General features: G+C 48.8%; 23 protein-coding genes. 2 read left to right on the top strand and 21 right to left on the bottom strand.

The window, feature by feature from the left end:
* Nucleotides 1–4: 4 nt before the first annotated feature.
* From AB432_RS09570 to AB432_RS09530, 9 genes are all read right to left on the bottom strand, one after another.
* The gene (locus tag AB432_RS09570) at nt 5–1,519 is read right to left on the bottom strand and encodes a LysM peptidoglycan-binding domain-containing protein (RefSeq protein ID WP_048032092.1); all 1,515 of its coding nucleotides are present in this window, start codon (nt 1,517–1,519) and stop codon (nt 5–7) included.
* A gap of 94 nt (nt 1,520–1,613) precedes the next feature.
* Entirely contained in the window at nt 1,614–3,023 is a 1,410-nt protein-coding gene (gene hemY / locus AB432_RS09565; RefSeq protein WP_048032091.1) for a protoporphyrinogen oxidase, read from the bottom strand.
* Between the two features lie 12 nt (nt 3,024–3,035).
* Nucleotides 3,036–3,968, bottom strand: a complete 933-nt coding sequence (hemH, locus tag AB432_RS09560; protein ID WP_048032090.1) for a ferrochelatase — start codon at nt 3,966–3,968, stop codon at nt 3,036–3,038.
* A 17-nt stretch (nt 3,969–3,985) separates the two neighbouring features.
* Nucleotides 3,986–5,023, bottom strand: coding sequence for a uroporphyrinogen decarboxylase (hemE, locus tag AB432_RS09555; protein ID WP_048032089.1), 1,038 nt, complete (start codon nt 5,021–5,023; stop codon nt 3,986–3,988).
* A 138-nt stretch (nt 5,024–5,161) separates the two neighbouring features.
* Nucleotides 5,162–6,010 carry a DUF4097 family beta strand repeat-containing protein gene (locus AB432_RS09550; protein ID WP_048032088.1) on the bottom strand — a complete coding sequence of 283 codons (849 nt, stop codon included), beginning with the start codon at nt 6,008–6,010 and terminating at the stop codon, nt 5,162–5,164.
* A 1-nt stretch (nt 6,011) separates the two neighbouring features.
* Entirely contained in the window at nt 6,012–6,563 is a 552-nt protein-coding gene (locus AB432_RS09545) for an HAAS signaling domain-containing protein (RefSeq protein WP_048032087.1), read from the bottom strand.
* Nucleotides 6,550–6,879: a PadR family transcriptional regulator gene (locus AB432_RS09540; protein WP_048032086.1), complete on the bottom strand. Its 330-nt coding sequence runs from the start codon at nt 6,877–6,879 to the stop codon at nt 6,550–6,552. Before AB432_RS09540 ends, AB432_RS09545 begins: the two co-directional genes overlap by 14 nt.
* A gap of 107 nt (nt 6,880–6,986) precedes the next feature.
* Nucleotides 6,987–8,861 (bottom strand): bifunctional metallophosphatase/5'-nucleotidase, encoded by a 1,875-nt coding sequence (locus AB432_RS09535; protein ID WP_048032085.1) that lies wholly within the window; start codon nt 8,859–8,861, stop codon nt 6,987–6,989.
* Nucleotides 8,862–8,949: 88 nt separating this feature from the next.
* Entirely contained in the window at nt 8,950–9,741 is a 792-nt protein-coding gene (locus AB432_RS09530; RefSeq protein WP_048032084.1) for an alpha/beta fold hydrolase, read from the bottom strand.
* 111 nt (nt 9,742–9,852) lie between these two features.
* Here AB432_RS09530 and AB432_RS09525 point away from each other — a divergent pair, with 111 nt between their 5' ends.
* A complete protein-coding gene (locus AB432_RS09525) occupies nt 9,853–10,545 on the top strand; it encodes an alpha/beta hydrolase (RefSeq protein ID WP_048032083.1) in 693 nt (230 codons plus the stop codon).
* 21 nt (nt 10,546–10,566) lie between these two features.
* On the opposite strand, the gene AB432_RS09520 is transcribed toward AB432_RS09525, so the two are convergent.
* The 8 genes from AB432_RS09520 to hemA form a co-directional block, all read right to left on the bottom strand.
* The gene (locus tag AB432_RS09520; protein WP_048032082.1) at nt 10,567–11,379 is read right to left on the bottom strand and encodes a hypothetical protein; all 813 of its coding nucleotides are present in this window, start codon (nt 11,377–11,379) and stop codon (nt 10,567–10,569) included.
* A gap of 131 nt (nt 11,380–11,510) precedes the next feature.
* A complete protein-coding gene (locus AB432_RS09515; protein ID WP_048032081.1) occupies nt 11,511–11,987 on the bottom strand; it encodes a GyrI-like domain-containing protein in 477 nt (158 codons plus the stop codon).
* A 120-nt stretch (nt 11,988–12,107) separates the two neighbouring features.
* A complete protein-coding gene (gene hemL / locus AB432_RS09510) occupies nt 12,108–13,397 on the bottom strand; it encodes a glutamate-1-semialdehyde 2,1-aminomutase (RefSeq protein WP_048032080.1) in 1,290 nt (429 codons plus the stop codon).
* A 7-nt stretch (nt 13,398–13,404) separates the two neighbouring features.
* Nucleotides 13,405–14,379, bottom strand: coding sequence for a porphobilinogen synthase (gene hemB, locus AB432_RS09505; RefSeq protein ID WP_048032079.1), 975 nt, complete (start codon nt 14,377–14,379; stop codon nt 13,405–13,407).
* Nucleotides 14,363–15,175, bottom strand: a complete 813-nt coding sequence (locus AB432_RS09500) for a uroporphyrinogen-III synthase (protein ID WP_048032078.1) — start codon at nt 15,173–15,175, stop codon at nt 14,363–14,365. The genes hemB and AB432_RS09500 overlap by 17 nt, the downstream gene beginning before the upstream one ends.
* Nucleotides 15,172–16,101 (bottom strand): hydroxymethylbilane synthase, encoded by a 930-nt coding sequence (gene hemC, locus AB432_RS09495; RefSeq protein WP_048032077.1) that lies wholly within the window; start codon nt 16,099–16,101, stop codon nt 15,172–15,174. The genes AB432_RS09500 and hemC overlap by 4 nt, the downstream gene beginning before the upstream one ends.
* Before the next feature lie 24 nt (nt 16,102–16,125).
* Nucleotides 16,126–16,944 carry a cytochrome C assembly family protein gene (locus tag AB432_RS09490; RefSeq protein WP_048032076.1) on the bottom strand — a complete coding sequence of 273 codons (819 nt, stop codon included), beginning with the start codon at nt 16,942–16,944 and terminating at the stop codon, nt 16,126–16,128.
* A 62-nt stretch (nt 16,945–17,006) separates the two neighbouring features.
* Nucleotides 17,007–18,371, bottom strand: a complete 1,365-nt coding sequence (gene hemA, locus AB432_RS09485) for a glutamyl-tRNA reductase (RefSeq protein WP_047072881.1) — start codon at nt 18,369–18,371, stop codon at nt 17,007–17,009.
* Between the two features lie 233 nt (nt 18,372–18,604).
* Between hemA and AB432_RS09480 the strand changes: the two genes are divergently transcribed.
* Nucleotides 18,605–19,546: a DMT family transporter gene (locus AB432_RS09480; RefSeq protein WP_327377345.1), complete on the top strand. Its 942-nt coding sequence runs from the start codon at nt 18,605–18,607 to the stop codon at nt 19,544–19,546.
* 48 nt (nt 19,547–19,594) lie between these two features.
* On the opposite strand, the gene AB432_RS09475 is transcribed toward AB432_RS09480, so the two are convergent.
* From AB432_RS09475 to lonB, 4 genes are all read right to left on the bottom strand, one after another.
* Nucleotides 19,595–20,947: a protein O-GlcNAcase gene (locus tag AB432_RS09475; RefSeq protein ID WP_048032074.1), complete on the bottom strand. Its 1,353-nt coding sequence runs from the start codon at nt 20,945–20,947 to the stop codon at nt 19,595–19,597.
* 39 nt (nt 20,948–20,986) lie between these two features.
* Nucleotides 20,987–21,634 (bottom strand): ribosome biogenesis GTP-binding protein YihA/YsxC, encoded by a 648-nt coding sequence (yihA, locus tag AB432_RS09470; protein WP_048032073.1) that lies wholly within the window; start codon nt 21,632–21,634, stop codon nt 20,987–20,989.
* On the bottom strand, nt 21,631–23,970 hold the full coding sequence (gene lon / locus AB432_RS09465; RefSeq protein ID WP_048032072.1) for an endopeptidase La: 2,340 nt from the start codon (nt 23,968–23,970) through the stop codon (nt 21,631–21,633). Before lon ends, yihA begins: the two co-directional genes overlap by 4 nt.
* Before the next feature lie 246 nt (nt 23,971–24,216).
* Complete coding sequence (gene lonB, locus AB432_RS09460; RefSeq protein WP_048035748.1) at nt 24,217–25,914, bottom strand: ATP-dependent protease LonB; 1,698 nt, start codon at nt 25,912–25,914, stop codon at nt 24,217–24,219.
* Between the last annotated feature and the right edge of the window lie 131 nt (nt 25,915–26,045).

The raw sequence follows: 26,045 nt of genomic DNA, 5'->3' as shown, positions 1-26,045 counted from the left end.
TCCTCTATTGTGGGATGTACAGAATCTGCCCTGCTACAAGCTGCTCGGAAGCTAATCGGTTTACTTCCATGATTTTGGAAACAGGCAAGGAGTAACGTTGTGAAATATGCTCTAACGTCTCATCTCGCTGAATAATGCACATTTTCAACTGACTGGAACGCTCTTCTTTTCTCCGGACAAACGATGTAAGATTTTGCATGGCCTCCATCGTAGAAGGGTTGGCATTCGCCGCAGACCCATGTCGCGAAGAGCTAGATGAAGATTCCGCCTCCAACGCCATCGCTTCCTGTTTGGCACGACTCGCTTGTGAGAAGATGGAAGTAATGTTCACGTTACTTCTTTCTTCTTGGGAGGGTTTCCCGGAAATCGCCACTCGCACTTCTACATCTTCCGCGGCAGCCTCTGGTTGTGCAACGACTGGTTCTACTTCTTGCTCAGGCTCTGGCTCGGACACAACACTGGCTTCCACCGCTTCTTGTACTGCTTCTTGTACTGCTTCTTGCACTGCTTCTTGCGACTCTGCTTGGACCGATGACCCAGTAGATTCGTTGGAAACTTGCTGGTATGCGATTGCCTGTTGATCGTGTAAAGCCAGTATAGGCTCCTCATGTCCTTGTTCTTTTTCGGCTATTTCTCTCATCTGCTCTTGCTCATCTGCCAATACGGACTGCTCGGGATAGGCGACAGAAGAATCATACGAAGCAGATTGTTGGGAATCGAAATCATACGAAATAGGAGCAGTCTCCCAGGACTCCGAAGGATTGGGCTGTGCCACTTCCAGCACATCACCGTATTGCTCGTAGTATTCATCCTCATCGGATTGAGCAATAGCCGGAGTATCGAACATGGAAGGAGATTCGGTTGATTCATAGGATGCTGGCAATGCCTGCCGCTCCAATTCCTCCTCCAACGCACTCAGCTTTTGATCAATGTCATCGAGGGACGTCTGTTCCGTATATTCTTGCCCATCCCCATCATCCCCAGTAGCAAAGCTGTATTCCCACGCTCCTTCGCCTGGACCAGCAGCCTGCGTTTCGATCTGCTCTGCTTGTTCAGTTCTATCCCCGAGGACTATCCCCAAAATCTTCAGATCGGCATCGATCAGCATTTGATGTGGTGATTCCAGTTTGTAGTCAAAGCTGTCCACAATTGCGTAGATGTCTCCGATCTCGGTAATCCGATCCAATGGAATGGTGATGTTCAACGGAATGCGATGACCGATCTGTTCCTCCCAGCCATAAAAGGCTTGATCCGATGCTTCCTGGCGAAAGGGAGTAAAAGTCATGGCCTCAACCAGCGATTCTCCTTCGCCGCCTGTCGCTTCTGCGGCTTCCCTGATTGGCTCGTACTTCCCTACTAATTGCAAGCAACCCGTGATCGAGATGTAGGAATCATTTTCTAACACTTCCACATCTGGAACCAATTCCAGCTCTTGCAATTCACCTATTCCAGCTCTATCGGATGAGAGGAAAATGGTCTCCTTGATGGCAAAAGAGAGTTGCCCATCCTGTAATGCCATTCGTGCTCCTCCTTTCAAGTGCAGGACATTTCCCTATACTATATGGACAGGACGAGCCGTTTAGCACCGAAAAAAAAGGAAAAACCGGGGTTATCTATCTCCCCGGTTTTACAGACGCGATCCATTCTGCTATTGCTTTTTTCCCCTGATCAATACAATCGGGTACACCTACGCCGCTGTACGACGCACCTGCCACGATAACACCAGGGAGTTTTTCTTTTAATTGATTGTTCACATCCTGCACCCAAGCCTGGTGTCCGACAACATATGGAATGGCATTTTGCAGGCGTGATACGTTATAAAAATCCGGCTCTGCTCGAATCGTCATGATCTTGCGCAGATCGCGGAGGACGACCTCCAAAATTTCCTCATCCGTCTGCTCCATGAAGGATTGCTCTCCTGCTCTCCCTATGAAGCTACGCAGCAAGGCTTTGTTTTTCGGCGTCGTATGCGGCCATTTGCGATGCGCCCACGTACATGCGGTAATTTTGGCTCTAGAATGCCGCGGTACAATAAATCCTGTCCCTTCCATCCCTAAATCAATGGCTGACTCTGGAAATGCCATCGCGATGGTTGCAACCATATGCGGCTTCGCTTGGGGCAGGGTAGGAACTTGTACATAAGGACGGAACAACGGCTCTGCGATAGCATGTGGTACGGTAAACAGCACCGTATCTGTCTCGATCGTTTCCCCATTTTTCATTACCAAGGTGTACTTCCCGTCTGGCCGTTTCACCAGTTCTTTGACACCGGTATTCTTCGAGATGACTTCTTCTGGCAGGCTCTTCTCGATTGCCTCTACTAAGGACTGCAAGCCGTTCTTCAACGTCAGAAAGATGCCTTTTGGCTTTTCTTGCGTTTTAACTTGCGGGCGAGAATGCTTCATCGCTACGATCAAGCTGCGATGCTGCTCCTCCATTTTTGCGAATTGAGGAAAACTCGCAAGCAAGCTGAGCTTGTCGAGATCCCCGGAGTAGACACCGGACAATAAAGGCGCTATAAGATTATCAATAACTTCATTACCTAGCCTACGCCGAAAAAAGTCACCCACGGAGATATCGCCGTCTCCTTTTGATGCAGGAAGAACGAGATCCAAAGCTGCCCGAAGCTTGCCTGGCCAAGAAATGAGATCGGTCGTGACAAAAGGCATGAGCTTCGTCGGTACACCCATGACCGCTCCTTCTGGTATAGCCTTCAGGCGATCCTGATGCCAAATATAAGCTTGTCCTGTACTGTTGCGAACGAGATCATCCGCAAGCCCCAAGTCCACTGCCAGCTCAGCCGCACTCGTTTTCCGCTCGAGAAACGAATCGGGACCTTGCTCAATCACAAACCCTTCGTGACGCCATGTCTTGATTTTTCCACCAAGTCGTCCCTGTTCTTCAAGCAGTTGAAAACGGATGGGCAAGCCTTTTGCTTCGATTTCCTTTTGTAAGTAATAAGCAGCGGTCAACCCAGTGATGCCGCCGCCTATAATCGTAATATGATAGGTATTATCGCTCATATGATCGATCCCCTAATTCGCCAGCTTCTTTCCGACAGCATCAGCCAGACAGGAAATGAACGCAGGTCTGGCATTAGGCATCGGTGGACGATAGTAATGTACCCCTAGCTCATCTGTAACCGCTTTGCATTCCACATCATTATCAAACAGAACTTCCAAATGCTCCGCAATAAATCCGACAGGACAGTAAACAAATGCTTGGTAGCCCTTTGCTTCGTACAGCTCTCTAGTCAAATCCTGTACATCTGGTCCCAACCACGGATCAGGTGTATTTCCGGCGCTTTGCCATCCGATTGCATAGGAAGTGATCCCTGCTTGCTCCGCAATGAGCTTTGCTGTCTCCTCCAGTTGCATGGGGTACGGATCACCTGACTTCAAGATTTTTTCCGGCAGGCTGTGCGCGGAGAAGATCACGACTGCTTGTCCACGCTCTTCATCCGTCATCGCAGCAAACGTCGCTTGAATAGCATCTGCCCAATATCCGATGAAGCCTGGCTCCAGATACCAGCTCTCAATGCTCTGGATGACAGGTCCGCCAATTGCCGCGGAATGCTCCTGTGCTCGTCCATTGTATTCTTTGACGCTGTAGCTGGAATAATGAGGCGCCAGAACAAGACTGACCGCTTCTGTAATCCCATCCTGCTTCATTTGCTCTACTGCGTCTTCCACAAACGGAGCGATATGCTTCAAACCAAGGTACCCTACAAATTCCCGATCTGGGTAGCGTTTGTTCATTTCCTGCTCGAGAGCCCGCACCTGCTCATCCGTAATGTCTGCAAATCGATTCAATCCATCTACAGCCTCATAACGCGCCATCAAATCATCGAGCAGTTCTTGTGGTGGCTTACGCCCACGGCGAATGTGCGTATAATATGGTTCAATCTGTTCAGGACTGCGTGGCGTTCCATACGCCATTAACAAGAGTCCGATCTTCTGCTTTGACATGTAAGCGCCCCTCCTGATTAGACGTCCCTTTTGTAACTATGGATGAACTTCGTCAGTTGTTGCAGTGTTTCTACTTTAGCGTCAGGGAATACGCCGTGTCCCAGATTGAAAATGAAGCCTGGCTGTTTTGAGCCTTCATCCAAAATTTCCTTCGCCTTCGCTTCGAGCTTCTCCCAGGGAGCCAATAGCAGCGTTGGGTCCAAATTGCCTTGCAGCGTCTTCGTCACACCCATCTCACGAGCAGTCGTAATCGAAGTACGCCAGTCCAGACCAACCACATCAACAGGCAAGCGGTTCCAATCCATCAAAAGATGACCAGCGCCGATACCAAAATAGATCGTTGGCACGCCAGTATCTTTTAGTGCGTTGAAGATACGAGTCATGACTGGTGTAATGTACTCGCGGTAATCTTCGTCATTCAATGCACCAACCCACGAATCAAATACTTGTACAGCTTGTGCACCTGCTTTAATTTGCGCTTTGAGGTAGGTGATGGTCATATCGCCCAGTTTTTCCATCAGCGCCTGCCAAGCAACCGGCTCGGTATACATGAATGCTTTTGTCTTATGATAGTGCTTGGAAGGGCCGCCTTCGATCATATAGCTAGCTAGTGTAAATGGTGCACCCGCGAAACCGATTAATGGAACAGATAATTGCTGACGTAAAATCTTAATGGATTCAAGAATGTACGGCACATGCGTTTCCGGATCGAGCTCAAGCAGACGCTCAACATCCTTCAAGGATTCGATTGGGTTCGCGATCACAGGACCAATGCCAGATTCGATATTCACATCCACGCCAATCGGTTTGAGTGGCGTCATAATGTCTGCAAACAAGATTGCAGCGTCGACGCCCAGTTGCTCAACTGGCAGACGTGTCACTTCCGCGCAAACTTCCGGTATGTAGTTCATTTCAAAAAAGCTATGCTTCGCGCGGATGGCGCGGTATTCTGGCTGATAACGCCCTGCCTGACGCATGTACCAAACCGGAACATGCTCTGTCGCTTCACCGCGACATGCTTTCAAAAACGTATCGTTAAAAGTTTTTGCGGTCATGAATAAACCTCGCTTTGCACAATTATGTTTCCTTCAATATGATACCATTCGTCATTCGACAAGTAATGTCTCTTTTGTGTCAAAATCTTTTCGTTTCTTCCGTTTCCAATCCTATCCATCAGTGTTTCCAAACTTCTCCTATTGAATGCGAACGTCCCCGGTAGAACTTCGCACAGTCATTTTGGGTCCACCTGATCCAATCGATGCCTTCACTTTGTATTCCTCGTTCTTTTCATAGGTAAGGTTAGACCAGGAGGTTTCAATGCTACCTGTATCTGTCGTAACTTCCAACTGTGCTGCAGCAGGCTCCTTGGCTACCGTCACTCGAATATCCCCCGTGTCCGTTCGAATGGAAACGTCATGGGTCAGCTCTGGCATTGTCAGTTTATCAATCTCTCCTGTGGAGCTTTCGATTACAACGGCAGAGCGAACATTCGCCAGATTGATATCACCTGTGGCTGTCTGGACGTCAAGTGCTTCTCCTTCATAGCCCGACACGTCCACATCTCCATTGCTGGTGGATATTTTCGTGTTCTTTGCACGCAGCATTCCGCTCTTGATATCCCCTGTCATCGTTTCAAGCTGGACGTTCTCATACACTTTTTCTGGCAGGAAGAGCTCCAGCTTTACCTTCCCGTTGCGAGGATAAAACATATTGACATGAGGGCGTTCACGCAGTTCTACGAGCAGCGTACCATCTGGTGAGACTACACTCTGAAATTCCAGTCGCTCCTGCTGTTGTTCGGATACTTCCCCGACCATCCGTACGCTCGCTTTTGGTTGCTTGCTTGCCATGATTTCCACATCAGCCGCTTCCGTCAGCAACTCAATCGCTTTTACTTCTTGTTCGATTATGCGCTCTTCATTGACTTGTTTTAACGAAAACGAGAAATTTTCTTGCTTCGTAAAGAGCCAGATGATTCCACATACACCGATGATGAACAAAAGAAGACTGAGTCCAAAGAGTCTTTTCATCAAATTTCGCATCTCATTTCCCCCTGATCATCTTCACGTTGAACTGGAGATAACGCAAGAACTGCCGATACAGCCATTTCGTCAATCGCAGCAAGCCGATGGCAAACATTCCACCCAATCCTACGGAAACCATGCTGGAGAACAACAAGAAAAGTCTCTCCTGGGAAGGGGCAGGAATCCCGTAATCCAAGAATATTCCGACTGGCGCGACCAAAAGCACCGCAGTCATCGCATACAACCCCATCAGTATACCGATCAAGCCTAAAAAAGGTCCCAAAACAAAGACGAGATTGAAAAATCCCAAGCTGATCGTCGCGACAATCGCTCTCGTCATATTCCCTACCGATGCGTTGGAATGTGCTTGATCAATTCGGTAGCCAGCCAAAAGCTCTCGTGCCACTAGCTTCGGACTTCCCAAGCCTTCCGCAATTTCAAACTCGGTCTTCCCTTGTTTCATTCCCAAGAGAAAATGCTCTGTATAATCGGCAAGGATGTCTAAGCGCTCTTTATCAGGCAAAGCGCTTAGCAAAGCATTTAACTCATCCATAAACTCACGCCTTGTCATATCCGAGTCCCTCCTCTATGATCTCGTTTACCCCGCGGTTAAATATTCGCCACTCCAAGACGAGGTCATTCATATAAAGACGACCGCGACTTGTCAGCTGGTAATATTTCCGTGGGGGTCCCTCTTGTGATTCCGCCAAATAGGTCGTAAAAAATCCTTCCTGGGTCAAACGGCGAAGCAAGGGGTAAACCGTTCCTTCAGAGATATGGAATTTTTCTGAGATGCTCGCAACTAGTTCGTAGCCGTATCTGTCCTGCTTAGCTGTCAAGACGAGAACACACAGCTCCAGAACCCCTTTTTTAAACTGTACGTTCATCAACATCACCCATGTAAGAGCTTACCAAATGGCTACTATATATTGCAAGGTACTTCATAATAAAAGACGGACAGGGAGGTTTATCTCCATCCCTGTCCGGTCAAACCTTATTTTACTTCAACAATGCGGCCTTCTACTTTTGGATTGACAGTTTTACGCTTGATCAAGCCTTCCTCCACAATGCTGTACATGGACAAGCCTGTGTTAAAGAATGGCTTTTTCAACGATTCGTAACCATCTCCACCTGCTGCCAGGAAGTCGATCGTTGCCACTTTATACGTTTTGGTCAGGTCAAGCGGCTTGTCGCCAACTTTTACTTCTACTACGCGCTCGCCAGCTGGCTTGGCTGGGTTGTACGTGAAGCTCATGCCGCTCACTTGCGGGAAGCGTCCTGCTCCCTCTTCTACCTTGCTCACGCCGTTTTCGAGGGCTTTCTTCAGCTCTTCACCTGTTACTTCTACGACTGCCAGTGTATTGTTCTCGAATGGCAGGAGCGTGTACAAACCTTTTTTCGTAATATCGCCTGCTGGTAGCTGTGTACGGATTCCACCACCGTTAGCAAGTGCTACATCTGCCTCATAGCCTTTGATGGACTGCGTGCGCTCCAGCATGATATCCGTGATCAGGTTACCTACGTTTGTTTCTTTCGTACGAACCAGTGCACGATCACCATCGAGTGGCACTTCGGATTTCGCAATGACAACATTCATGACAGTATCGATCTTGCCCACGATTTCTTTTACCATCTTATCTACGTCTGGATCAGCTACAACTGCTTCATCGTACTCTTTCAAACCGCCGCTGAATGCTACCAGTTCTTTGCCGAGGTAGTAGAGGTCAGCGCGTCCGAGAGACTTGCCGTACTCCCAGTCTTGTACGATGTACGTGCCATTTACGAGTTCAGGTGCTTTCAGTGGAGTATGGGAGTGACCACCAACAATCAGGTCAACGCCAGGAACGTTTTTCGCGATTTCACGGTCTACGTTCACTCCGATGTGAGAAACAACAATCACGTGATCTACTTCTTTTTTCAGCTCAGGTACAAGTACTTTCGCCACTTCTACCGGGTTTTTGAATGTCAGCCCTTTTACGTTGTCAGGGTGAGTCAATACAGGTGTGTCTTCCGCTACGAAACCAACAAAGGCGAATTTTTTCCCGCCAATCTCCGCTTTGAAAACAGGTGGCAGCAATTCTTTTCCATCTGCCTTGAACACGTTAGCAGAGATGACTGGATGCTCGAGCATGTCACGAAGCTTGAGCAGTTGCTCATAACCGAAGTCAAACTCGTGGTTACCCGCAGCCATTACGTTGTAGTCGAGGCTGTTGAGGATGGGAACAACAGATTCGCCTTTGAATTGGTTCACGAAAACGGTACCTTGGAAGGTATCACCAGCGTCCAAGAGCAAGAAGTTTTCGTTCTCTGCACGCCATTCCTTGAGCAAGGTTGCGATTTTGGCAAAGCCGAATTCTTTTTGGTTCTTGTCTTCTTGAATATGACCATGTGTATCGTTGGTGTGGGCAATCGTTACATGCGTGGTAGCCGCATCACCCAATGCTTGGAAAAATTCACCGCGCGTTACAGTCGCTTTGTTGTCGAGCTTCATTTTATAGCCCAGTTTGTCAGCCATTTGTGTCAGCTTGGCAGACGTTACGGTTTGCGCAGGGTTTTTATAGTCGTCTTGTGTGAGAGCACCTTGGCTCTTTGCCCAGTCGAAATAAGGAGTTGACCAATGAGCACCTTTAGCCGCAGCTCCCACTTTTGCCTCTTTCAATTTGGAGAAAACAACAGTAGCTTCTGCGAGAGTCACGGCACGATCCAAAGCAAGATCGCCATTTTGACCCGCTGATACAATTGCCTTTTTCACCATCCAGTCAGTGTGCTGTACGGGATGCAATGGTGCTGCAAATGCTGAGGAAGACATCAGCGATGCAAATACGATTGATGCAAACGCCGTCATCGTAATCCGACGTGCCTTTTTCATGATAATTTCCCCTCTCGTCTATGTATAAATAAATAGGATAACGTTTTCATTATAGCAAAATTTGCTAGGACTATGGTGTGATATTTGTTTACTTTCTGTTTAGAAAGCTCTTGAAGGCTTCTGCCATTTTCTCTGGTGCCTCTACCATACCCATATGCCCTGCATCAGGCAGCAACACTTGCTCGACGTTAGTTTTATCAACTGTAAAAGTTTTTTCAGCAGGAATGATCTGATCCTCTGATCCTGCGACTAATAGCACAGGTAGAGTCGTTTCTTGCAGCACATGATTGCGATCCACTCGATCACGCATGGCGATTAAGGTTTGGATGGCTCCAACCGGGCTCGTCGCAAAGCCAATTTCTTTTGCTAGCTGGACTTCTTCTCTCATCGTGTCGATATGGGAAGGGGCGAACAGCTTCGGTACAAGGGCTTTGATAAACGGCTCCATTCCATTTTCCCGGATGTTGTCTGCTCCTTTATCCCGATTGGCTTTGGCAGCATCGTCATCCGGATATGGCGTCGAATGGATCAAGCCAAAGCTCGCCAGCTTGTCCGCGTATTGATTTGCAAATGCCAAGGTCACATAGCCACCGAGCGAATGTCCAAACAGATGAATCTTCGCTAAACCCAGCTCATCTACAAACAAAGCCAGATCGTCTGCAAAGCGCTCTATCGAATACGGTTCATCAGGGGCCGAGCTGTTTCCATGACCACGCAAATCGATCGCAATGACACGATGCGTTTTAGACAAGAGCGGAACTAGCTTATGCCAGTAAGATGCGCTCCCGCAAAAACCGTGGATCAAAACAAGCGATTCCCCCGTTCCTTCTTCTACATAGGCTATTTTGATGCCGTTACTCAGTTGGACTTCCTTTTTCATCGAATCCTACTCCTTTACTGTTTGTTTACTTCTTGTCAAAAAGTGCTACTGACCCTTACGATTGAAAAATAACCCCTGTTCCGAAGAACATGAAAGAGGTGCAGCTAGTAGATGGTATACCCAAAAACAGGTTCTGTGATCGTCAGGCATGGGAGAGAAATGACGTACACGCACATTCAGGCAAATCAGACGCCATCTCGCTCCGTCTGTTTTTTCTTTCCCGGAGCCAGTTACTCGTTCGACAGGCCTTATCTGTATTATTCTACCATGCTTTTTTTGAGCAAACAGGTCGATCTCATCCATGTACACGCAGAATATGGAAAAGGCATCCCAGATTTCGAAACCAGCTCATTCGCAAAACGAAGCGCTTGGATCAGCGAGGATATGCAAACGGTTGTCTCCCAGGTACTAGATCAGCAGGTGTATGAACGTGTTTTCTTTCTCGGGAAATCACTCGGAACAGTTCCGATTGCATGTTCTTTGCTCAAGGAACCTCGTTTTTGCCGTTCGTCAGCGATCCTGTTGACTCCGTTGCTGAGGGAGGATTTGGTCGTGGCAGACTTGCTTGCGCTGGAGCAAAATGTCTTTCTCGTCTCAGGTACTGCCGATCCCCATTACCATCAGCCTGCAATCGAAAGAATCATGACTTCCAAGCCAAATATCCATCGGTATCTGCCACAAAACGCAAAGCACTCCCTAGACATCGGTCTGCAGGTTGATCTTTCCCTACAAGTCTTGCAGTCTATTATGGAGGAACTTGGCTGTTTTTTGGACAAGTCGCTGGACATTTGCTCTACTAATTGACATGAACAAACGGGAAAATGTTTAAGCAAAACGCTTCGATACCCGCTTCAGTGCTTTTTTCATTTGCTTGCGTCTGCATTGCAACACTTTTTGGATGAATTTTTTTTCGGACTTTTTCAAAAATCCTTTCGGTACCCTTTTGATCGCTTTTTTGATTTCTGAGGTAGGCAAAGATTGGATTTTTTTCACCATCTTGGCAAGCTGCTTTCGATTTTCCTGTGTGAAACGTTTCAATCCGTAGGGAATTCGTTGCTTCTTTTTGTCTCCGGTATGCAAGCAGAATTTGTATGCTTTTTTACAGGAGAACTTATTCTTTGCTCTGCGAAAATTCCATTTATCAGGATTGCCAAACAATGACATGCCATGATCGATGCCATACCATTTGTATTTCTTCCATGATTTTCTTCGGTAGAGAATCAAGTTGCGATTCGAACGGTCCGGGTTAAGAATCCATGTATCGAAAGCCACCAAACGCGCTAATTTTTTGGCATTTTTGATATACTTGTGCGGTTTTTTCTTTACGTAAGACTTCGCCTTTTTCCAAGGAATAACCTTCCTGGCATTGGCTTCGATAGAGACAAGCCCGCGTCTCACATACCCTCGTGGTCCTCTTACACGAGCCTGTAAAACTTTTGCAACGGGTAACCCGAGTTTTTTGGCCAAGTATGCAGCAATGTATTCGTTTGCGACAAGAATACGATAACTCTTACGATGATGTGTCCAAACATTTGATTTAAAGTATCCTTTCCGATTTTTCCGTTTGCGAACCCTCCAAATCAACCGACCGTAACGCTTGCGCAAGTGCTTTCGATAATGCCATTTTAATTTCACCACACTTGTCACCCCTGTCCTGTTTCTTACAGTATACGAGTCTGGATTCCAATTGGTGAAACCAAACAGCCAACACCTCCCGTTTTTGGGTATAAGAGGTGTTGGCCGTTTAGAGGTGCTGCTTCGCTGTTCTTTTACCGAAGCGGGATAAAAATTTCGTACGTGTTCTCGACCCGAGCAGACTCATGCACAGAAGGAACGTACCGTTGATCGTAGCGCTCCATACGAAGAGCATACTCATCTACCTGATGGTCACTTGCTTTGAGCCAACCAAACAAACTGTGGTACGTGTTTTGGACCTGTTCCATCGGTCCTGTGTGGGTAAAGCGGGCGTATGTCTTCGCTGGAATCGTAAACCCGATCATGCCCTCAGGGATATACTCGAAACGCTCAACTTCCACTACAATGTACTCAGTATACATTTGGTACGTTCGATTCTCGTCGCTGATGTCGTAACGAACATCTGGAGAAATCACGAGAGGAATCTCATCCTGGCGCTTCAAAAAAGTCTCCCACAGCTTTGGCATGTATTCCACAAGCATCGGAAACGAACCAGAGAAGCTAAGTCCAACCAGATGCTTTTGCGGTACGTGAATAATCGTCCCTTCCATGTCTCCACCTCATCAGCTGCATTTTCCTTCGTATTTTGACAGGAGGTGGAAAAATCCTGCAAAAAAATCAAAAAAAGCACCTCCTGCATCAGCTAGGAAGTGCTCCCTTCTTTTCCTTCTTTATTCAAACGCTTTTTTCATCGCTTGGTAGCTTGCTTCTATCGTCCGTTCGATATCTTCATCAGTATGTGCCAAGGAAACGAACATACCCTCAAACTGGGACGGCGGGATCATGATGCCTTCCTCCAGCAGATAGCTAAAGTATGCCGAGAAACGCTCCAGATCGGATGTTTTCGCTGTTTCGTAGTTGATAACTGGCGTCTCTGTGAAGAACAGGCAAACCATGGAGCCTACGCGATTGAGCGTGTGCGGAATGCCCAGCTTCTTGGCATTGTCAGCCAAGCCTTCAGCCAAACGAGCGGACATCTTCTCCAAGCGCTCGTAAGCGCCTGGTTTGCTGAGCTCCTGCAAAGTAGTCAAGCCTGCTGCCATCGCCAAAGGATTACCCGACAGCGTCCCTGCCTGATAGATTGGTCCTGCTGGAGCCACTTGCTGCATGATCTCCCGTTTGCCGCCGTATGCACCTACTGGCAAGCCACCGCCGATGACTTTCCCCATCGTTGTCAAATCAGGGGTAATGCCGTACAGCTCTTGTGCACCACCCAATGCTACACGGAAGCCAGTCATGACTTCATCGAAAATGAGCAGTGTCCCATGTTTCTCCGTAATATCACGCAGTCCTTCAAGGAAGCCAGGCTGTGGAGGAACAACCCCCATGTTGCCGCCGATTGGCTCCACAATAACTGCTGCCAGATCATCGCCAAACGTTTCAAATGCCAGTTTGACGCTTTCCAGATCATTGTAAGGAACCGTAATCGTGTTGTGTGCTGTTCCTTCTGGTACGCCTGGGCTGTCTGGAAGTCCTAGTGTAGCCACACCGGAACCAGCCTTGATCAACAAGCTGTCGGCATGACCATGGTAGCAGCCTTCGAACTTCATGATTTTGTTGCGTTTGGTATAGCCACGCGCGAGGCGCAGAGCGCTCATCGTCGCCTCTGTACCGGAGTTCACCATACGCACGACTTCTACAGATGGCACGATCTCACAAACGAGCTTTGCCATTTCCGTTTCCCGCTCAGTCGGTGCGCCAAAGCTGGTTCCAAGCGCAGCTACTTCCGTAATCGCTGCAAGGACACGCGGATGCGCATGTCCCAAGATCAATGGACCCCACGAGCCGATGTAGTCAATATAGCTGTTACCATCCACATCAAAAATACGGGAGCCTTCTCCTTTTGCGATGTAAACAGGATTGCCTCCTACGCTCTTAAAAGCACGAACCGGACTGTTTACTCCGCCTGGTATGTAATGCTGTGCTTCTGCAAATAACTGAGTAGATTTTTCTCTATTCATCTCGTGCTCACCTCGCCAGCCATTTTGCAACATCTTTTGCATGGTACGTAATGATCAAATCTGCACCTGCGCGCTTGAAACCAACCAACGTTTCCATAACGATACGCTCTTCATCGATCCAGCCATTCAGAGCCGCCGCTTTTACCATAGAATACTCTGCACTCACATTGTAAGCCACGATCGGCAGGTTGAAGTTCTCACGCAGACGAAAAACCATGTCCATGAAAGCAAGACCTGGCTTCACAATCAAGAAGTCCGCGCCTTCTTTTACATCGGAAGCTGCCTCGCGAAGACCTTCACGTGCATTGGCCGCGTCCATTTGATAGCTTTTGCGATCGCCGAATTGTGGAGTCGAGCCTGCCGCATCGCGGAACGGTCCGTAGAAGGCAGAAGCGTATTTCACCGCATAGGACATGATCGGAATGTGCTCAAAGCCAGCCTCGTCCAAAGCTTCACGGATTGCAATCACGAAACCATCCATCATGTTGGAAGGTGCAATAATATCAGCTCCAGCTTTTGCTTGAGAAACCGCGGTCTGACCCAAAAGCTTCAATGTTTCGTCATTCACGACTTCGCCTTCGTGAATCACACCACAGTGACCATGATCGGTGTATTCACACAGGCACGTATCTGCAATCACGATCATTTCTGGATGGGCTTCCTTGATCAGACGCATTGCCTGTTGGGTAATCGCATCATCATTGTACGCCTCTGTTCCACATGCGTCTTTATGTGTTGGTACCCCAAACATCAAAACAGCTTGAATTCCCAGAGCTACGATTTCCTTCATCTCTTCGGCTAGTGTGTCCAAGGAGAGCTGATACACACCTGGCATGGACGGAATCTCATTCTTAATACCAGTTCCTTCCACTACGAACAACGGATAAATCAAGTCTTCCACCCGTACGTGGTTCTCCCGCACCAGATTGCGCATTGCCGCGCTTTTGCGAAGACGGCGATGACGGTCAAATGTTTGTGCCATGTCGATTCCCTCCCAGATTCTCTATGATAGCTGCTAGTAAACCTTCCACGGTGTACTCACTCGCTACCACATGAACAGAAAGCCCGTTTTGTTTTGCTGTATCTGCCGTTATTGGTCCGATACAGGCTATCTGAACATGCTTGAGCCAGTCAAGCGATGTATAGGGCTCCATCGCTGCCATAAAATGCGTCACCGTTGAAGAGCTGGTAAACAAGATGATATCGATGAGACCTTGCTGGAGCTTTTCCGCTGCGTCTGGGGCCTGCTCTGCATCAATGACAGTGTGATACACGTCTACTTCAGTCACAGCAAGTCCCAAGCGAGCCAACTCCTTTGGCAGTGCCTTGCGGGCAATATCTGCACGAGGCAGCAGAACGCGCTGACCAGGAAGCAGTTGATCATACAAGCTCGACAGCAAGCCTTCCGCCACGTAATCAGACGGGATGACAGCTACCTCGAGCCCGTGATGCTCAAGCACCTGAGCCGTCTTCGGGCCGACCGCAGCAATTTTGCCAGTGAACGCATCGAGTCCTACCCCGACCTCGCGCATGCGCTCCAAGAAGAAGCGCACGCCATTCACACTCGTGAAGACTACCCAGTCGTATGTTGGCAACTGGGTGATGGCTTCGTCGAGCTTGGCAGTGTCCGTCGGCGGCATCATTTTTAACAGAGGAAATGCGTATGCTTCTCCACCTAACCGCTCGATCTGTTCAACGAGCTCGCGAACTTGACTTCTCGCCCGCGTGACCATGATGCACTTGCCAGTCAGCGGCTTGTGCGATCCGTGGACAATCATTGCTCATTCTCCCGCAAGACTTGCGCAAGTACCTCTCCTGCTCCCTGTGCCAAGAGGGCTTCTGCCACTTGAATGCCCAGCGCTAACGGATCTTGGCCAGTCGCCGTGTTTTTGAATATTTGCTTCCCATCTGGGGAGCCAACCATTCCTGTCAAAGTAATTTCATTGTTCTCACCAACTGTCGCATATGCGCCAATCGGCACCTGACAGCCGCCTTGGAGTTTGTGCAGGAAGCTGCGCTCTGCTGTTACCGCCAAACGCGTCGGTGCGTCATCAAACTGCTTCAAGAGAGCGAGTGTCTCCTCATCGTCTGCACGGCATTCGATGGCAAGCGCACCTTGACCGACTGCTGGCAAGCTGATTTCAACAGGCAGGAACTGCGAGATTTCCCCTTCAAAATTCACGCGCTCAAGTCCAGCCGCAGCGAGGATGATCGCATCAAAATTACCTTCCGCAAGCTTGCGCATGCGCGTATCAATATTTCCACGCAGAGATTCAATCTGAATGTCAGGGCGATGTGCGAGAATTTGTGCAGAACGGCGCAAGCTACTAGTCCCTACCAAAGCTCCTTGTGGCAGTTCATCCAACGTCTTGCCATCCTTGGAAAGCAGAACATCCCGAGGATCAACACGCTTCGGGATCGCGCCGATTACCAAGCCCTCTGGCAATTCAGCCGGCATATCCTTCAAGCTGTGTACCGCAAAATCGGTTTCCTTATCGAACAAGGATTGCTCGATTTCTTTGACAAACAGCCCTTTTCCGCCTACTTTGGACAAGGTCACATCGAGGATTCGATCGCCTTTTGTCACGATTTCATGCAATTCAAAATCAGCTTCAGGTGCGAACCCCTTCAGTTGATCTACGACCCAATTCGTTTGAGTGAGCGCCAATTTGCTGCGACGCGTTCCCACTTTCCATTTTCCCATGACAGCCTCCTTGATGAGCAGCCCCTACCACCAGTCGTGAAATGTAGAAGTAGTGAAGCCTAAAAAATTGATAAGTAGTAACAAAAACGCCAGAACGTTCCACTGCGCGAGTCTGCGCATCTGCACCGTATCCCGATAGCGTTGGTACAGCCATAGCGAATAAATCGCAAGAACCAACATGGAGAGCACTACTTTTGAATCTAGCAGAAATTTCTCCGGCAAAACCATTTTACCCCATATGATCCCTAATACAATCGAGAGCAAGAGCATCGGTACACCCAGCATGTTCATTCGGTACGCGTAGCCTTCCAGTTGATCAAGGCTGGGCAAACGCCTGAGCAACGGCGACCAGCGTCTTTCCTTGAGCATTTTGTGCTGAAGCAGGTACATGGCCGAGAAGATCATGGAGAGCGAGAACGCCCCGTAGCTGAACATGGCCAGTGTCACATGTGTCAACAATAGCTCAGAGGTCAAGATACTCGATACAGCCTCAATCGGCGTTTCCGGCAAAAACATCGACATGACGAGCACGACGAATCCGATAATATTAGTAAAAAAAACCAGCAAATCAATCCGAAAAAAATAGTGAATGATAAGCGACAAGCCTACCAGCACCCATGAATAAAAAAAGAGCGTCTCAAACAGCGTAATGACTGGAAAATACCCCTTCATGACTGCTTGCGAGACAAAAAATGCGGTTTGCAAGGCCCAAACGACAACAAGCAACCCGAAAGCCAGACGATTGACTTTCCGGTTGCTTTGCAAGAAGTCGTTAAAATAGAAGAGAACACTTGCAGCGTAGAGAAAGATCGTCAAGTCGTAGATCCATCTCACCTCGGCCATGCACTCTCTCCCCCACTTTCCCAATCGGTTTCTAACAGTAGCAGATAGATTGTCAGGTCAGCTTAGTCAGGGAACCGGGAGGCCAATACCTGCTCCCGAGAAGAAGATGTCTGTTTATTTTTATCGTTAGCCCAGATTGCTTCCTGTTCTTTTCGCTCCAGGATCTCCTCCAACGCAAACATTTTCTCGAAAATATCCAGTACTTCTTCCCCATCTTTGGTAGCTGCCATTTCTTTTAAACGCACGACCGGATCGTGCAACAGTTGATTGACAATACCCTTGGTTGTCTTGCGGATGATGTGCATCTCCCGCTCAGACAGATTCGGCAGCTTGTTTTCGATTTTTCGCATCGCTTCGCTTTGGATCGTATTTGCCTTGTCACGCAGTGCAGCGATGAGTGGCGCCACGCCAAGCGTCTGATACCAGGTCGTGAATGCCACGATCTCTTCTTGAATCATGACATCCAGACGTTCCGCTTCACGAGAACGTTCCGCAACGTTACTCGCAACGATGCCCTCGAGATCGTCAATATCATATAAAAAGACGTTATCAAGATCATGCAAGTCAGGATTCAGGTCGCGAGGAACTGCGATATCCACCATGAACAACGGACGATGCTTCCTTTGTTTCATGATTGGGGCCAGTTCTTTTTTGCCGAGGACATAACCTGTCGCTCCGGTCGAACTGATGACGATGTCTGCTGTGAGCAGTGCCTCTGGCAACTGCTCCATCGTACAGGAGTCACCCTTGAACTTTTCTGCCAAAAGCTGTGCTCGCTCCAATGTACGATTCGCTACCATGACGCGTTCCGAACCATTTGCGTGCAGGTGCTTGGCTGTCAGCTCGCTCATTTTGCCCGCTCCGACGATCAGGACAGACTTCCCTGCGAAGGAACCGAATATCTTTTTCCCCAGTTCGACAGCAGCGTAACTGACAGAAACCGCGTTTTGTCCAATCGCTGTCTCTGTGTGGGCACGCTTGGCGAACGTAATCGCTTGCTTGAACAAGGTATTAAAGACAGTCCCTGTCGTTTGACGCTCCTGCGCCAACAGGAACGCATCCCGGACTTGTCCGAGGATTTGTGTTTCTCCCATTACCATCGAATCAAGACCGGAAGAGACTCGGAACAAGTGCTCGATTGCCTGTTCGTTCTCTTTTATATAGAGATGATCCTTAAATTGTTCTTTCTCCACGCCGAACCATTCTGCCAAAAAGCGGCGAGTATAGTCTCGGCCAATATTCGCCTGGTCACAAACGACGTAAATTTCTGTCCGATTGCACGTTCCCAGGATGATACATTCTGCGATACTCTTCGTCTGGGAGAGAAGATGAAGAGCGCGTGCTGTCCCATCGTCGCTGAATGTAAACTTTTCGCGAATTTCGACAGGGGCTGTTTTGTAGTTTAAACCCAGCAAAAGAATATCCATAATGTCCTCCCAGAATAACAAACCTGTTAGCGGCATATGTAAAATGCACTATTATTATATCATTATGTCCCGAATCGGATAGGAGTAATTGTGAAAAATTTATTAACGGAGTGTACTTTGGGTATATCCCAGATAATCCGCTTGCGTTCCTTCTAGGAATACCTTATGATGTCGGCTATACATGAAAGCAGAAGAAAAATTGTGAAAATGCCAGAAAGGAGAGGAAAGAAGCTTTGAGAAAACCATGGATGGCAGACATAACGCTGCTCCTCGTCGCTTTTATCTGGGGAACCACGTTTTTGATCGTACAGCAGGCAATCGCATCGCTGCCTCCCAATACGTTTAACGCCGTACGCTTTACCATTGCTGCGTTATTTTTATTGATCATCTATTTCATCCGCAATCGTCATCGTAGGCAGACCTCTGAATGGAAAGGGCCACTGCTTCGTGCCGGCGTCATCCTCGGCTTTTGGCTCTGTCTGGGATACGCCTTGCAGACCGTAGGACTTTTGTATACAACACCTTCCAAAGCTGGCTTTATCACTGGTTTATCCGTCGTATTAGTGCCGCTCTTCTCGTTTTTGCTTTTGCGTGAGCGCGTCAAACCTTTCGCTATCGTCGGTGTGATTCTAGCAGCGTTCGGCTTGTATTTGCTGACGCAGAATCAGTCGTTTGCCTTTAATCTCGGTGATGCCCTGGTATTCGTCGGTGCCATCTGCTTCGCCATGCAAATCGTCTCTACCGGCAAATTCGCACCTCATTTTGCAGCATTGCCCCTTGCTATTACGCAATTAGGTACGGTAGGTGTAATGAGCTGGCTGTACGCCTTTTTCTTCGAGGATTGGAGTCGTGCTTTTGATCCGGCGATCTTGTTCATACCCGAGGTGGCCTTTGGTTTGATCATCACTTCTATTTTCGCCACGGCACTGGCCTTTCTCGCGCAGACGGCCTTGCAAAAACAAACCAGCTCGACGAGGGTCGCTCTCATTTTTGCTTTGGAACCCGTATTTGCCGCACTCACCTCATACGTCTTTATTCATGAAGTCCTGAGTGGAAGACAGTTGACCGGATGTCTCCTGATTTTTGCCGGCATGATTCTGGCTGAGCTGCCGATTCAAGAATGGTTGCGGAATTTCCGTCAGAGAAAACCAAATGACGGTCGTGAATCTGCCTGATGCGAAAAGCAAAAAAGTTCCTTCTCCCCTGCGGGAAAGGAACTTTTTTTATGAGCTCTTCTTGACCTCTAGCATTACGGCATCCACAAAAAGCTGCATGACTGGTCCGCACACTTCTTGCGGGTAACGCTCCGTTCGTTTGAGCCACCGCTTGAGCCGGAGCAGATGATACGCCGCTTGTGGCAGTCGCCCTCTTGTCCCATGATCAATGAGAGCGACTGCCGACAGACCGACCTTGGTCCATAGATGGAACTTCTCCACCCACGGCCTCGTTTCTTCTGCAAGCTTCTGATTCGTCATCCCTGCCAACAGCTTGTCAGCCGCCGCTTCCATCTTTTGGAAAAGAGCCGTCAAGTCCGCAATGGCTTTTTGCCGATCTCCCTGCAAAAAATGAAAGCGGAAGGTCAGGATCGCTTCTAGCAATCGTGGCGATTCCACCTCGCATAAAAACGAGCTTTGCACGTTATTCGCAAAGGTGAAGAAAGCATCCGCATCCTTTTGTCCCGCTACTTCCTCTACGGCTTGTTTCCATACCGTTTCAGGATCGTAGCCGATCGGATCTCGTAAATAAGCTGCCGTCGTAATCAAAGGAATCTTCGAGCATTCTGGTCTAGACATCGCATTCGCCACATAGCCTGCTGCATATTGCCATAAGTCAGGGTCACGATGACGCAATGGACCGATATGTAGTTCGTTCGCCATCGCCAAATCATTCACCGGGTAGTTGTCCCAATAAAATGGCTGATGACCCGAGTACTCTTGAAAACGAATCGCATCGCCGTCTGTCAGATAGGGCGAGCAGACGAATCGTCCCGTCCAAAACAAATCGATTTCTATCGGCAAATGCTGGCCGAGGTACATGATGTACGCTTCTTTTCCAATCCCGTTGTATTGTGTAGGACAGACCACCAGCTTGACTGGATCGCCCCAGCTACTTATCAAATCCCACACATAAAGCGTCGTATGGGCATGCGCTTCCGCCAAATGGGAAAACTCGGCTAGATCCTTCTCATGTAACAGGTGCATGGGAATATCATCGAACAATAGTGCAAAGTAACGCACACCACGATCGTACAAATCCCGATACTTCCTGCCCAACAGCTCCAAATGCTGACGATTCGTATATTCCATGCTGAGTCCAGGACCCAAGCAATAAATAAACTGCATGTTGCAAGTCTGTGCCCGCTGGATCAGCTCGTCTAACTGTTGATTGGCTTTCGCAGGAAGCGGCTCCATCCAGCGTTCCCGCAGATACTCGTCATCTTTTGGGGCATAGAAATACGCATTGTAATCATGTCGGTGCAAAAAGTCGATCATATCCAGCCGCTCTTCATGTGTCCAAGGTGTTCCATAAAAGCCTTCGATCACACCACGTACAGCAAAGCAAGCACTCCCGCTCACTCAGATGCTCCCTTCCCCACGACGAATTGGGTCTAAGAATTACTCATTGGCTGGAGCAGTCTCCTCAGCCTTGCTAGCCGTCTCCTTGGCTATTTCCTCGCCAGCACGGATACGACGCATGATTTCTGCCCACAGTTCATCCTTGCCTTGACCTGTCTCTGAGGAAAATACAATAATCGTATCATCCCCGCGCAAATTCAGGCTTTGACGGATGATCTTCGTATGCTGCAGCCAACGCCCACGAGCGATTTTATCACCTTTCGTCGCTACAACTACGGTAGGAATCCCGATTTGCTTACACCAATCGTACATTGCAATATCGTCTTTGCTCGGAGCATGGCGAATATCGACCAGTTGAATAATGAATCGAAGCTCTTTCCGGTTTTTCAAATAGCCCTCGATCATTTTTCCCCATTGTTCCTTGATTGTCTTCGCTACCTTTGCATACCCATAACCCGGGAAGTCAACGAAGTAGAGCATTTGATTGACACGGAAATAGTTCAATGTCTGGGTTTTACCCGGACGAGAACTAATCCGGGCAAGACCTTTGCGGTTCATCATTTTATTGAGCAAGGATGATTTTCCTACGTTAGAGCGTCCTACCAGCGCGATCTCATGGAGACCATCAGTCGGATACTGCTTTGGTCCAACCGCACTGATAATAAACTCTGATGATGTTACCTTCATGCTTTGTCACCTACTGGCTGTTTAGTTAGCGCGTGACGCAGCACTTCATCTAAATGATCAACTGGATAGAATGTCAGTTCACCGCGTACGCTCTCCGGGATATCCTCGATATCCTTCTCGTTGTCTTTTGGCAAAATGATCGTGGTTAAACCTGCACGGTGAGCAGACATGCATTTTTCTTTCAGCCCGCCAATGGGTAGAACCCGACCTCGCAACGTAATCTCCCCGGTCATCCCCACTTCTTTTTTCACAGGGATTTTCGTGAGGGCGGATACGAGCGCGGTTGCCATTGTAATCCCAGCAGAAGGACCGTCTTTTGGAATCGCCCCTTCTGGAAAGTGGATGTGGATATCGTTCTTCTCGTGGAAGGACGGATCAATTCCCCACTGCTCTGCACGGGAGCGAATATAGCTGAATGCTGCCTGCGCAGATTCCTTCATGACGTCACCCAGTTTCCCTGTCAGGGTGAGCTTTCCTTTTCCAGGCAAAATGCTGACTTCTACATTCAGCGTATCTCCGCCTGCTTGTGTCCAAGCCAGACCCGTAACAGAGCCGACTTGATCTTTTTTCTCCGCCAGTCCATAGCGGTAGCGCGGTTTGCCGAGCAGTGCCTCCAACGTCTTGACCGTAACCACGACTCGCTTCTTCTCACCGCTCACGATCAGCTTGGCAGCTTTGCGGCAAACGTTAGCTGCTTCGCGATTGAGGTTGCGAACACCCGCTTCTCGCGTATACAGACGAACGAGCTTCAGCATCGCGTCGTCGTTCATTTTCAGCTTATCTTTGCCCAGACCGTGATCCTGCATTTGCTTCGGCAAGAGGTAATCACGCAAAATGTTCAGCTTTTCCAGTTCGGTATAGCTGGAAATCGAGATGACCTCCATCCGGTCCAAAAGCGGACGCGGAATCGTATCGAGACTGTTTGCGGTCGTAATAAACATGACGTTCGTCAAATCATAGGTCTCTTCGATATAGTGATCACTGAATTTATCATTTTGGTTTGGATCGAGTACTTCGAGCAGGGCAGACGCAGGGTCTCCACGGAAATCAGACGCGAGCTTGTCGATCTCATCCAGCAAAAAGACAGGGTTAATCGTGCCAGCTTGCTTCATACCTTGGATAATTCGACCCGGGAGAGCACCTACATACGTGCGGCGATGTCCGCGAATCTCTGCTTCGTCGCGTACTCCCCCCAAGGAGATGCGAACGAAATTACGCCCGATTGCACGCGCTACGGAACGAGCCAGAGATGTTTTCCCGACACCCGGAGGGCCTACCAGACAAAGGATCGGTCCACGCATGGAGTTTACCAGCTTTTGTACGGCCAAATACTCCAAGACACGTTCCTTCGGTTTATCCAAGCCGTAATGATCTTCATCGAGAACTTGCTGTGCATGAAGAATATCCAGATTGTCTTCTGTCGTCTTCGTCCAAGGCAGTGCAAACAAGGTATCGATATACGTACGGATGACCGAGCCTTCCGCAGAAGTCGCCGGCATCTTTTCCAGACGCTCGAGCTCCTTCTCGATCTTCGCTTTGATCCGCTCAGGAGCGTCCGATTTTTCAAGCTGAGCACGCAGCTCATCTACTTCGCCTTGGCGTCCGTCCTTATCGCCCAGCTCTTTTTGGATAGCTTTCATTTGCTCACGCAGGTAGTATTCCTTTTGCGTGCGCTCCATCTGTTTCTTCACGCGGTTGCCGATCTTGCGCTCCAGCTCAAGTACCTCGCGCTCGTTGTTCAAAATGGTCAAAAGAATTTCGAGACGTTCCTTGATGTTGGTCGTCTCCAAAATTTCTTGTTTGTCCTTCATCTTGAGCGGCAAATGCGAAGCAATCACATCTGCCAAACGTCCCGGTTCCTCAATGTCCTGCACAGAGGTTAATGTCTCCGGAGAAACCTTTTTGGACAGCTTGATGTACTGCTCAAAGTGGCCCAGCAAGGAACGCATTAAAGCTTCCACTTCATTTTGCTCTGTTTTTTCATCTTGCAAATATGTAATCGACACGACGAAATAATCTTCCTGTTGAAGATACTCCTCGATCTTCGCGCGCTGCAAGCCTTCTACCAATACACGGATTGTCCCATTCGGCAGCTTTAGCATTTGTTTCACACGCGCAACAGTACCAATACTGTAGATTTGCTCAGCATCTGGCTCTTCTATATGGACCTCTTCCTGTGTCGCAAGCAAAATCTTGTTATCGTCTACCATGGCTTGCTCCAATGCGCGGATGGACTTTTCCCGTCCAACGTCCAAATGGAGTACCATTGTCGGATAAACAAGCAATCCTCGCAACGGGAGAAGCGGTAATTCTCGTTTACCGGAACGTTCGCCCAAGCGGATGCACCTCTCCTTGTTGATCTACCCTCTTACAAAGAGCCTTATAACAGACAAAAACGGCCCTCAAAGCCGTTTTTTAAACGCCCGCCCGGCCCCAAAAAACGAGACAAAAAAGATCTCGCAATCATTTTTTGTGGAGCTCGTTTCAGGCCGGGCAAGGCCTCAGGCTCTTTGCAAGCAGAAGCTTTTTTCCATTGTAGCGCAAACACAATCCGATGTCTAATCCGCGAGCATACCCGACTGTTACAGGGATAGCGGAGAGGAAGCGAGATCCTCTGCTGGGATTTGCAAAGTAAATCCCGTCGCCTCTTCTTCTTGCATGGCAGCTTGCGGTACGGCTAGCTCGATTACCTCCGAGACAGTTGACACCGGTATGATTTCGATCCCTTTCATATCAGCAAAAATGCTTTGCCAGTTTTCCTGTGGAATGAGAACTCTGGTCGCCCCCGCTTGTTTGGCGGCCTCTACCTTCGCGACTACACCCCCAACCGGCTTTACCTTCCCATGAATACTCACTTCGCCGGTCATAGCCAGTAAATTATCGACAGGCAAATTCAAAATCGCCGAGTAGATTGCTGTAGCAATGGTAATGCCCGCAGAAGGCCCATCGACAGGGATACCTCCCGGAAAATTGATATGCAGATCATAATCATACGGGCGGACGCCCATTCTGTTCAGGACAGTCAAAACGTTTTCGATCGATCCTTTTGCCATCGACTTCCGGCGGATCGTCCGGCTGCGGGTGCCCATCTCCTCTTCCTCAGCCATTCCTGTCATCGCCATTCGACCTTGACCAAGAATAACTGCGGGGGAAGCAGTCACTTCCAGCTCCATCACACTCCCCATGTTCGGACCGTAGACAGCAAGACCATTAACCAATCCGACCTGCGGCGTATCATGCACCTGTTTTTCGGGGCGAGGCGATTTTTGACTGCTGTGCATCACCCATTCCACATCGGCAGCATGGATGTCTTGGCGATCTTCCGTCAAGGCAATTCCCGCAGCGATTTGCAGTGTATTGATCGCTTCACGTCCATTGGTCGCATAGCGCTCGATCACGGAAACTGCGCCGTCTTCTATAGTCATATTCATTTTAGGCACGGCCGTACGCACGATACTCCCGATTTCTCCAGCCTTTAATGGGCGGAAAAAGATTTCCAGGCAACGGGAACGAAGCGCAGCAGGCAGTTCTTCTGGAAGCCTCGTCGTCGCTCCCACCAGACGGAAATCAGCGGGCAAACCGTATTTGAAAACGTCATGAATATGCGAAGGAATTTGGTTATTTTCCTCGCTGTAGTAAGCACTCTCTAGCATGACTTTGCGGTCTTCGAGAACCTTCAGTAACTTATTCATCTGCACAGGATGAAGTTCCCCTATTTCATCAAGAAAAAGCATGCCACCGTGCGCTTTCGTCACAGCGCCTGGCTTTGGTTGCGGGATACCCGCCTGCCCAAGCGAGCCTGCCCCTTGATAAATCGGATCATGTACAGAACCGATTAACGGGTCAGCAATCCCGCGCTCATCAAAACGAGCAATCGTCGCATCGATTTCAATAAACTTGGCATCAGAAGAAAACGGCGATAGCTGATTTTTCTTCGCTTCTTCCAACACGACCCTAGCCGCTGCGGTCTTGCCTACACCAGGTGGCCCATAAATAATGACATGCTGTGGGTTGGGACCACACAAAGCGGCACGCAACGCACGAAGCCCATCTTCCTGTCCGACAATTTCTTCCAAAGTCGCTGGTCTTGTTCTCTCTGACAGAGGCTCTGTCAACGCAACCATTCTCATTTTACGAATGGAATCAAGATCCTTGCGCGATTCCTTTTCGGTTGAGGTTTTCGTGTTTCTCTGCGCTCGCAGCAAGTTCCAAAAGTAGGTGCCGATCACGATACCAACAACCACTTCAATGACAGCAATGACCAATGTCGTATAGTCCATATGCAGTCCCTCCCATGCGTCTTCGCTTGCGGTCAGCTTTTGTCCCCCGAAGTGAGGGAACACGTTCATGACCGTTTTGTGCATATGTAAAGCTTCTCTTGAACGATATCAAGTAGTATTGCCCCGCAAGC

This window comes from Brevibacillus brevis (genome assembly GCF_001039275.2).
GTDB classification, from domain to species: domain Bacteria; phylum Bacillota; class Bacilli; order Brevibacillales; family Brevibacillaceae; genus Brevibacillus; species Brevibacillus brevis_C.
This window is presented reverse-complemented; position numbering and strand designations above follow the sequence as displayed.